At 65.5% G+C, this 9,764-nt stretch carries 10 protein-coding genes; 1 reads left to right on the forward strand and 9 read right to left on the reverse strand.

All coding sequences use genetic code 11. From position 1 onward, the window contains the following. Positions 1-11: 11 nt before the first annotated feature. The 8 genes from ACUN9Y_RS20725 to argF form a co-directional block, all read right to left on the reverse strand. Positions 12-1,580: a BCCT family transporter gene (locus ACUN9Y_RS20725; protein WP_445462646.1), complete on the reverse strand. Its 1,569-nt coding sequence runs from the start codon at positions 1,578-1,580 to the stop codon at positions 12-14. A 216-nt stretch (positions 1,581-1,796) separates the two neighbouring features. After that, a complete protein-coding gene (locus tag ACUN9Y_RS20730; protein ID WP_445462635.1) occupies positions 1,797-3,185 on the reverse strand; it encodes a BCCT family transporter in 1,389 nt (462 codons plus the stop codon). Between the two features lie 176 nt (positions 3,186-3,361). Next, positions 3,362-4,192, reverse strand: a complete 831-nt coding sequence (locus tag ACUN9Y_RS20735) for an alpha/beta hydrolase (protein ID WP_445462636.1) — start codon at positions 4,190-4,192, stop codon at positions 3,362-3,364. Between the two features lie 127 nt (positions 4,193-4,319). Continuing rightward, positions 4,320-4,781, reverse strand: a complete 462-nt coding sequence (locus ACUN9Y_RS20740; protein WP_445462637.1) for a thioesterase family protein — start codon at positions 4,779-4,781, stop codon at positions 4,320-4,322. Then, positions 4,781-5,734, reverse strand: coding sequence for an L-carnitine dehydrogenase (locus ACUN9Y_RS20745; protein WP_445462638.1), 954 nt, complete (start codon positions 5,732-5,734; stop codon positions 4,781-4,783). Before ACUN9Y_RS20745 ends, ACUN9Y_RS20740 begins: the two co-directional genes overlap by 1 nt. Continuing rightward, on the reverse strand, positions 5,731-6,639 hold the full coding sequence (locus ACUN9Y_RS20750; RefSeq protein ID WP_445462639.1) for a 3-keto-5-aminohexanoate cleavage protein: 909 nt from the start codon (positions 6,637-6,639) through the stop codon (positions 5,731-5,733). The genes ACUN9Y_RS20745 and ACUN9Y_RS20750 overlap by 4 nt, the downstream gene beginning before the upstream one ends. A gap of 727 nt (positions 6,640-7,366) precedes the next feature. Continuing rightward, on the reverse strand, positions 7,367-7,657 hold the full coding sequence (locus tag ACUN9Y_RS20755; protein WP_445462640.1) for a hypothetical protein: 291 nt from the start codon (positions 7,655-7,657) through the stop codon (positions 7,367-7,369). Positions 7,658-7,926: 269 nt separating this feature from the next. After that, complete coding sequence (gene argF, locus ACUN9Y_RS20760) at positions 7,927-8,847, reverse strand: ornithine carbamoyltransferase (RefSeq protein WP_445462641.1); 921 nt, start codon at positions 8,845-8,847, stop codon at positions 7,927-7,929. 353 nt (positions 8,848-9,200) lie between these two features. Between argF and grxD the strand changes: the two genes are divergently transcribed. After that, positions 9,201-9,560 carry a Grx4 family monothiol glutaredoxin gene (grxD, locus tag ACUN9Y_RS20765; protein WP_445462642.1) on the forward strand — a complete coding sequence of 120 codons (360 nt, stop codon included), beginning with the start codon at positions 9,201-9,203 and terminating at the stop codon, positions 9,558-9,560. 108 nt (positions 9,561-9,668) lie between these two features. Here the strand turns inward: grxD and ACUN9Y_RS20770 are convergent. After that, a partial coding sequence (locus ACUN9Y_RS20770; protein WP_445461402.1) for an IS3 family transposase occupies positions 9,669-9,764 on the reverse strand: 96 nt, incomplete at its 5' end.

The raw sequence follows: 9,764 nt of genomic DNA on the forward strand, positions 1-9,764 counted from the left end.
CCGGCGCAAAGCTACCCATCCGAGCTTTTTACCGCCGTTCGGCTGCCTTCGCGCACCAGGGACACCAGCACGCCAAGGGTCATGGCCAGGATGACGAAGCTCAGGGGCAGGGCCGCGGCGATCAGGGCGGTCTGCAGTGCCTTTAGCCCGCCGGCGATGAGCAGTACCGCCGCCACTAGTCCGATCACGGCCCCCCAGAAGATGCGGAAGACCTGGGGGGGATCGTCGTTGCCGAGTGACAGAATGGTGGTCAGCACCAGGGTACTGGAGTCTGAGCTTGTGACGAACCAGCTCATCAGCAGAAAGACCATCAAGGCCGACAGTATCCAGCCGATTGCCCCGCTACCGGCCACCCCGTCGGCGGTGGCAAACAGCGCCGCTGGCAGGTTCCAGGCATTTACCAGGTCGATGATCCCGGCGCTGCCGACGCCTCCTGCGGCGGTCAACTCCTGATGCAGCGCCGTGCCGCCGAAGATCGCCAGCCAAACGAAGATGATCATGGTGGGCACCAGCAGTACCCCGAGGACGAACTCGCGCAGGGTGCGCCCGCGGGAGATACGGGCGATGAAGAGCCCGATGAAGGGCGCCCAGGCCAGCCACCAACCCCAGTAGAAAATGGTCCAGGCGCCTTGCCAGTCGGCGTCCGTCGACTGGTCGGGAAACCACAGCCCCATGGGGATAAAGCTCGTCACGTAATCCAGCAGGGTGTCGCCGAACGCGCCGATCAGCCACAGCGTGGGGCCACCGACGATGAAGCCGCCGACCACCAGCAGCGATACCCAGATATTGAGCTCGGAAATGAATCGGATGCCACGGCGTACGCCGGACATCGCCGATGCGATCGAGATCACCGAGATAATGGCGATCAGCGTCAGCTGTGTGCCGAGGCCGGCACTGGTGCCGATCAGGCGCTCCAGGCCCACCGCCATCTGGCTAACCCCGAGACCGAGGGACGTGGCCACGCCGAACACGCAGCCGAGCACGCCGAGCAGGTCGACCAGGTGCCCGATGGGGCCGTAGATGCGCTGGCCGATGAACGGGTACAGCGCCGAGCGCAGCGCCAGTGGCAAGCCGCGACGGTAGGCGAAGTAGGCCAGCGCGAGGCCGACGATGACGTAGACCGCCCAACCATGCAGGCCCCAGTGGAAGAAGGTGACCCGCAGCGCATCGATGGCACGCTCGTAGGTCATGGCTGTGGCGCCGGCCATGTCCGCGTGGGGGTTATTGGGGTAGCCGAAGGCCGCGCTGTTGTCGAAATAGAAGGTCGGCTCGGCGACGCCGAAGAACAGGATGCCGATGCCGATGCCGGCGGAAAACAGCATCGAAAACCAGGCGAAGCGGGAAAACTCGGGGACTTCGTCGTCCTGGCCCAGGCGAATCTTGCCGTAGGGGCTGACGACGATGACGAGGCACACCGCGATGAGCGCCACGATGGTGATCAGGTAGTAGTCGCCGAAGGTCGCTTCGATCCAGCTCCGGGCCGTGCCGAACAGACGGCTGGAAGCGTCGGGATCAATGCCGGCGAAGAGCACGAAGGCCAGCACCAGAAGGGCGCTGGTGATGGTCATGCCGCGGTGCATGCCCTTGAACGGGCCGTGTTTCGCCAGTACGGCATCGGGATAGCGACTCGCATCCGAGTCCTGAGAAGGGGTCAAGTTACCGATAGTATTGCTCCTGTGAGAGCCGGTCCTCGGGCCGGCGATCCCGTGGCGGCGTATTGGCCGCGGATATCGCGATGCCCGGGGGCATCGCGGGTGTGACGGTGGCCATATGGCGGTCGTCGCGGGCGGTCGGACTCAGTCGCTGCCGGCGCCCATCGGACGGGGCTGCCGAGGCCTGCGCAGGCGCATCAGGAACGCCGTGACCAGCGCAAAGATGCCGAAGGCGACGGGCAAGGCCGCTACCGAAATCAGGGTCAGGATGACCTTGAAGATGTCGCCCTCGAGCCAGTTCACCACCACCGCCAGGGCGGCCATGGCGACGATCCAGAAGGCCCGGGAGCGCGGCACGGTGAGCATCTCGCAGACCAGCCCGGCGGAGTCTGCACTGGTGACGAAGAATAGCAGGATGTTCAACGCCAGGATCATCGACAGGATGCCATGGCTGTCGAGCGTCGCCATCAGCGCGAAGACGTCTTCAGAGCCAGTGGCGAGGCCACCCAGCCCGAAGGTGGTAAACCACAGGCACGAGAACAGGCTCGGTACCAGCATCACGCCCAGCACCAGTTGGCGCAGGGTGCGGCCCTTGGAGATCCGCGCGATGAACACGCCGGTGAAGATGAACCAGCCGTACCAGGCCGCTTCGAAAGCGTATAGCCAATCGGCCAGCCAGGCCTTGTGGTCGGGGTCGTTGAGGCCAATGTCCATGGCCATGGCGGGATAGCGGACGATGTATTCCGGCACCAGCCGGGCGAAGCTTCCCAGAATGTCCAGGGGCGTGGTCAGCACGAAGACCGCGGCCATCAGGATGAGCGCGAACAGGGTGTTGTAGTTGCTCAACCACTTGATGCCGCGATTGAGGCCCGAGGCACTCGAGGCGATGGCGAAGGCGGACAGCACGATGATGATGACTGTCGGGCTGACGTCGAGGCCGAAGAACTGCTCGAGGCTCTTCTGCAGCGGTTCGGAGGCGTAGGAAAACGTCAGTGACAGGCCGATGACCGTGGATACGACCAGGCTGACGAGGTTGAGCTTGCTCAGGAAGCCGCCGCCGAGCAGGGTCTCCGCGGGCTTGGCGATGTTCATGTTGTACATGGCGTGGGCGAAGATGACGCCGATGGCCAGGTACCCCGACCATGCCAGCAAGCCCCAGTGATTGAAGGCATAGAGCAGGCTCTGGTCGACGCTGAAACCGGCCTCGACGTGATAGCGCGGCTCGAGCACTCCCCAGGTCACGAGGCCAATGCCCATGCCGGTCGCGAACAGCATACCGAGCCAGGCCAGGGTACTGAATTCGGGCGGTCCCTCGCCGAAGCGTAGCCGGCCCAGGGGCGTGAACATCAAGACGACGAAGACGATCGAGGCGGCGAAGGCTGGATAGGTAAAGATGAAGCCGAAGTTGCCGATGACGTGGACCTTGATCGTTTCGAGAAATCCCTGGAACAGCGTCGGCGCGGCGGCCGCGAACCCGATCAGGGCGATGACGGTGACGATGGTGGCAATGGAGGTGGTGAGGTTGTTCTTCATTGGCGGCTCTTTATCGTTGTGGGGGCATGATGGTGTGTGGTTGGTCGGAGGCGATCGCCTGGCCTGGCGTCGCCGAGAGCTCCTCCTTCGAGTGGTGTAGGTAAACCCTTGCAAAAATGTGCATATTCGATCGCTAGCGAAAGAAAGTAACGTATAAACAATGGGTTATTGTTGTTTTAGTCTAGTCGCTGACGCAGCCCTGCGCAGAAGTTGTGCCATGCCTTGCGCATCTGGGGCAGCGACTCCCGGGCGTGCAGGCTGCCATGGAGCATGTCGGAGGCCAGGTGATAGCCAACGTCCGCTCCGGCGGCTTTCCAGGCGGTGACCGCGGCGTCGAGTGGTGCCGTCAGGGGGTCCCGCTCTACCGCCAGCACCTCGATGCGTGCCGCCGGTGGTTCAAGCGCGTTGCCGGCAGGCGCGTGGGCGGCGATGGCGTGCCAGGCGGCGAGGATGTCCGCCCGAGACAGCAGCGGCGCATCGGGGCCAAGGGTGGCAAGTTCTGGCCGCCCCACCAGCGGGTAGACCAGCCCTAGGGCTGGCCCCGGTGCGTTGGCGGTGGCGTCGATGGCGAGTCGCCCACCGGCGCTGTCGCCAACCACCGCCACGGGCGATAGCGCCGCGACGCCGCGGCGGGCGTCGTCGATGGCGTCGGCGTAGGTTGCCGCCGGCGATAGCCGGTAGCCGAGGCTTACAACCTCGCGGTTGAGCGCCTCGGCGAGCCCCGCGGCAACCCCTTGGTGACTATCCAGAGATCCCAGGCTGAATCCGCCGCCGTGCAGATACAGCACCTTGCCTGGCCGCGGATTTTCCGGGCGAAACCGGCGCAGGGCCAAGGCCGGGCCGATGCCCGACACCAGCGTGTCATCGGTAAGGGTCAGGTGCGGTGCAAGAGGCGTCGCGAAGGAAGCGCAAAGCCGGTCATAGTAGCGCCGTGCCTCGACCACGGAGAGCCGAGTCATGGCGTTGAGGCCGGCGTCAAAGCGGCGTTCGAAGTCAGCAATGTGCATACCGGCTACCCTGATTCCCGGAGCGTGGAAGCGAAGCGCCCGAGGCGTGGTGGCCGTGGGGGCTCGATGCAATGCCGCCCGCGCACCGCCATCGGTGCGCGGGTGAGGCCCTCGCGGTGGCGGCGGGTTAGCCTGGGCGCCGAACGATGCCTATCTGGCGCCCCATCGCGGCGGGAGGTGGATCGGCGAGCCCCGGCAGGCCGGCGATCGCCGCGTCGACTGGCTCGGGGAAGGGCGCCGGGCGGCCGCTGCCGATATCGATGCCCATCAGCATCTGCTCGCTGGTGGCCAACAGGGTGCCTTCGTCGTCCTGCATCTCGAACAGCACATGCAGGCGCTTGGCATCGCGATCCGCGACCTGAACCTCGACCCGCAGCGGCTGGTCTTGATGGGCCTCGCGGCGATAGCACAGATGGGTCTCGAGGGTGTAGATCGTGTAGTCGTGGCGCCGCCGGCCTTGCTCATCGAGGCCGATGGCGTCCATCAGGGCCTCCACCGCCAGGGAGAAGACGCGGGCATATTCCGCGTCGTTCATGTGGCCGTTGTAGTCCACCCACTCCGGGGCGACCCGGGTCTGAAGCAGCGCCATCAGATGCGTCCCTCGAGGCCTTCTGACTCGGGCCAATACTTGTTGACCAGGCCGAGCAACTCGACCAAGAAGTCGTCGCGACGGCGATCCAGCTCGGATACCGGGCGGCCGGCGGCCTGGTACTCGCAGCCTTCGACGACCTTGTCGATCAAACTGTCGGTCAGTTCCGGGGCCTCGAGCTTGGTCCATGGCAGCTTCAATGCCGGGCCGAACTGCTCAAGCATATGGCGCATGCCTTGTTCACCGCCGGCCAGGTGGAAGGTCAGGAAGGTGCCCATCAGCGACCAGCGTAGGCCACAGCCATAGACGACGGCGGCATCGATTTCTTCGGTGGTGGCGACGCCGTCGTTGACCAGGTGCAGGGCCTCCCGCCACAGGGCTTCCATCAGCCGGTCGGCGATGTGCCCCTCGATTTCCCGGCGAACGACCAGCGGTCGCATGGCCAGCGCCTGATAGAGCTCCTGGGCCTTGGCGGTGTGCTCCTCGTCGGTGGCCTGGCCGCCGACCAGTTCGACCAACGGCAGCAGATAGACCGGGTTGAACGGGTGGGCGACGATGACGCGACCCGGGGCTCGGCTGCAGTCCTGCTGCAGGTCGGTGGGCTTGAAGCCCGAAGTTGACGAGCCGATCAGGACCTCGGGGGCCGCGACGGCGTCGAGGCGCGCCAGGATGCTCTGCTTGAGCTCCAGGCGTTCCGGCACATTTTCCTGGATCAGGTCGGCCCCCGCGACTGCCGCGTCCATGTCGGCGACAAAGCGTAGCCGGTCGCTGGAGGCCCCTGGGGCGAGGCCCAGGCGGGTCAAGGAGGGCCAGGCATTGTCGACGAAGGCACGGGTGCGGTCTTCGGCGCCCTCGGCGGGGTCGAAGGCCACCACGTCCCAGCCATTGGCCAGGGCTCGGGCGATCCAGCCGTTGCCGATGACGCCGGTACCGATGACGCTAAGCTGGCTCATGCGTCACCTCCGACGATCTTGCCGGTGACGGGGTCACGCAGCTTCAGGTGAGCGCGTGTCTGTGCCGGGGTCATCACCCGAGCACCGAGGTTGTCGATCAGGGTGGACGCCTTCTCCACCAGTTGGCCGTTGCTGGCCAGCACGCCTTTCTCGAGATACAGGTTGTCTTCCAGGCCGACCCGGGCATGGCCGCCGAGCAGGACCGCCTGGGCAACCATGGGCATCTGGTGACGGCCGATGCCGAAGGCGGCCCAGTTGGCGTTGTGGGGCAGTTTGTTACGCATGGTCATCATGGTCTCGGGGTCGGCTTCGGCGCCCCAGGGAATGCCCAGGCACAGCTGATACAACGGATCGCCGTCGATCAGGCCTTCCTGCTGCAGTTGGCGGGCGAACCAGACGTGGCCGAGATCGAAGCACTCGAGTTCGGGTTTAACGCCGGCGGCCTGCACCAGGCGGGCGTGCTCGCGCAGCCAGTCGGCGGTGTTGATGTAGACCATGTCGCCGAAGTTCAGGCTGCCGCAGTCCAAGGTGCACAATTCCGGCAGGAAGGCTCCGACCGGTGCGTGGCGTTCGGCCGGGGTCTGGATATCGGTGCCCGGGCCACCGCGGGTCGGATCCTCAAGATCGGGAATCCAGTCGCCGCCGCCGCCGGCGGTGATGTTCATGACGATGTCGGTATCGGCTTCCCGGACCCGCTGCATGATCTCGCGAAAGTGTTCGATGTCATGGCTCACGCCACCGGTGTCGGGATCGCGAGCGTGGATATGTGCGATGCTGGCGCCGGCCTTGGCGGCTTCGATGCAGGCGTCGGCGATCTGTTCGGGGGTGACCGGAACACCGGGGTGCTTGGCGGTGGTATCACCGGCGCCGGTGACGGCGCAGGTCAGGATGACGTTGCGGTTCATGGAACCCTCCTCGTTGATATGGAAGGCAGTGTGGCCGAGGCGTCACACATCGAGTTGGCGAAAGACGACATATAGTTAACATTATGCGCCAGCCTTTGCTCGATACGGGCGAGCGGCCATGGCTCTGCGCCGGTTCGCGGCCGAGGTTCGAGGTTTACACCATGGATCGGCGACGGGTGCCATCGGCCTGATGCCGTCGGCGACCCGAGCGCGGTGCCGCAGGCCGATCGGAATCGGCGTCGGGTGGGAAAAAAGTGCCGAGAGGAGCGCGATAAGAGGGGTGCGATAAGAGGGGGGCGATAAGAGGGGTGCGATAAGAGGGGCGCGATAAGAGGGCGATGCGTGAGCCCGTTCATACGACATGCACACGACATGATCGGGACGCTGTGCGTGAGGCGGTCTGCGGCTCGCGCGAGACGTCTCGGGGCGTTGTGGGAGCGGGAGCCCGGGTGTCAGGCGATCACGGCCGAGACAGCCGCGTCGCTGGAGGGCGACCCGGCGCTGCATCGATCGCTTCACGACAGCCGCGTCGCTGGCCGCGGCTACCACCCACTGACCCTTGGCGGGAAATGGGCTCGGGCCGGGGGGAGCTATGCCGCGGGCCGTAATGCCGGGGCAGTAATACTAAGGAGCGGCGGGGCGATGCCTGGCCACGCTGACGGGCCTGGGGAGGGAATGGCCTCGTCTGGCGCCGATGCCGGGGGCGGCCGGCTGTTTCGGTGCTGATTCAGCGATCGCTGGCGCCGACGCCGAACATGTCGAAGGCCAGTTCGCGGCCGAGCCGGGTGAGGATCAGACGGCCGCTGGCATTGTAGCCAACGGTGTCGCCACGCAGCATGCGACGCAGTCGTTGGCCCTGAAGGCGGGAGGCGCTCAAGGCGTCCAGGGTCGACGCGTCCAGGCCACGCTGGGCGTGGGTGATGACTTCCAGGACACCGCCTTGGCGGTAGAGCTCTTCGGCGAAACTCGCCAGATCGATGCGCAGGGCACTCTCGTCTCGCAGTACGGTCGCGGGCATCTTGCCTTTCCTGAGTTAAAGCGTAAGACGAAAGTATAACCCGATAAGACGATTAGACCAAGGTCGAACAATGCCGCCATGGGCGTCGCTGTTTGCTGCCGGAGAGGCCGTGGACGTGCTAGCCGTCGACCCGGTCAACCGAATCAATCCGGTCGACCGCGCTACTCGCCTTGCCGGGCGGCGGTCGAGGAGCCAGCGGGAGACTCGCGCGCCGGGCGGTCGCGTGGGCAAGCCGGACCCGCGTCAGCCGGCCCGGCTGACGGCGGGGCTCAGGCGCTGACCTGGCCCAGCATCAGGAACTCGATCAGCGCCTTCTGGGCGTGCAGGCGGTTGCCGGCTTCCTGCCAGACCACGGCGCGGGGGTCATCGAGCAGGGTCGTGCTGATCTCTTCGCCGCGGTGAGCGGGTAGGCAATGCAAGAACAGCACGTCCTCGGCGGCGGCATCGAGCATGGCCTCGGTGACCTGGAAACCGGCGAAGGCGGCTTCGCGCTTGGCCTGCTCGTCTTCCTGCCCCATGGAGGCCCAGACGTCGGTGGTGACCAGATCGGCCCCCGCCACCGCGCTCATCGGGTCGCGAACGATGGAGACTCGCTCGCCGGCGGCGGCCAGGATGTCGGCGCGAGGCTCGTAGCCCTCGGGGCAGCAGATGCGCAGGGTGAAGTCGAACTGGCGGGCGGCATTGATCCAGGAGTGGCACATGTTGTTGCCATCGCCGATCCACACCGCGGTGCGGTTGCGAACGCTGCCGCGCAGCTCGGTCCAGGTCATCACGTCGGCGAGCAGTTGGCACGGGTGATAGTCGTCGGTCAGGGCGTTGATCACCGGAACGTCGCTGGCCTCGGCGAATTCCTGAAGGCCGGCATGGGAAAAGGTGCGGATCATCACCGCGTCGACCATTTCGGAGAGGACCCGGGCGGTGTCACCGATCGGCTCGCCGCGACCGAGCTGGGTATCGCGGGGGGACAGGAACAGCGCGTGGCCGCCGAACTGCGCCATGGCCGTCTCGAAGGACACCCGGGTGCGCGTCGATGACTTCTCGAAGAGCATCGCCAGGGTGCGGTTCGTGAAGGGGGTATAGGTCGGTCCGTGGGCCTTGAGGCCGTTCTTGATGGTGATGGCGCGCTGGATGAGGTAGCGCAGCTCGTCCGGGCTCAGGTCCAGCAGGGTCAGGAAATGGCGGGCGGCCATGGCATCTCTCCGGCGGAAAAAAACGACCATCGTAGCCAGCGCCCGGGGGATGCGCAATGTGCACGTGGGTCGTACAATGGCCGCAGGATAAAGTCCGAGTCCGTGACTCGGGTATGGCCGCGGCCGTACGCGAAGCCAGTCGTGGCCATACGGGACCATACGTGAATGGCATCGAGGCCTGATTCGCCCTGGGCCGAGATGTTACCCGAGCCGCGGCCTTGGCCGCTGACGCCGAGGCCTTGGCCGCTGACGCCGAGGCCTTGGCCGCTGACGCCATGGGAGGGATTGAAATCTCGCCCATTAGCCCGCATCTTTCAGGCCTGACATACGCATCGACTCATCGAGGAGCCGCAATGAGCACTACCGCCGAGAACATCCAGCGCCAGATCAGCGAAAATCCCATCCTTATCTACATGAAGGGGTCTCCGCAGCTGCCGCAGTGCGGCTTCTCCGCCCAGACCGTTCAGGCGCTGATGGCCTGCGGCGAGCGGTTCGCCTTCGTCAATATTCTCGACAACCCGGACATCCGCAGCGAACTGCCGAAGATCGCCAATTGGCCAACCTTTCCCCAGCTGTGGGTCGAGGGCGAGCTGGTAGGCGGTTGCGACATCGTGGTGGAGATGCACGGCAACGGCGAGCTCGAGACGCTGGTCAAGCAAGCCGCCGAGCGGGCGCGTGCCAAGGAAGAAGGGGAAGGCGGCGCCGAGGCCTGATCATCGGGCAAGCGCCCCTCGGTGACGGCCCGGATACTGGGCCGGCCGTCTGGTAAAACGAAGCCTCGCCGGCTATGTGAGCTGACCCCCAATAGTTGGACGGTTCACTCAGCCGGCGCCCAAGGCCTGAGTCCTGTACTGTACGGGGCTCAGGCCTTTTAGTTTCAGGCGGATGCGTTCGTGGTTGTAGTAATGGATGTACTT

It is taken from the genome of Halomonas sp. V046, assembly GCF_052645355.1.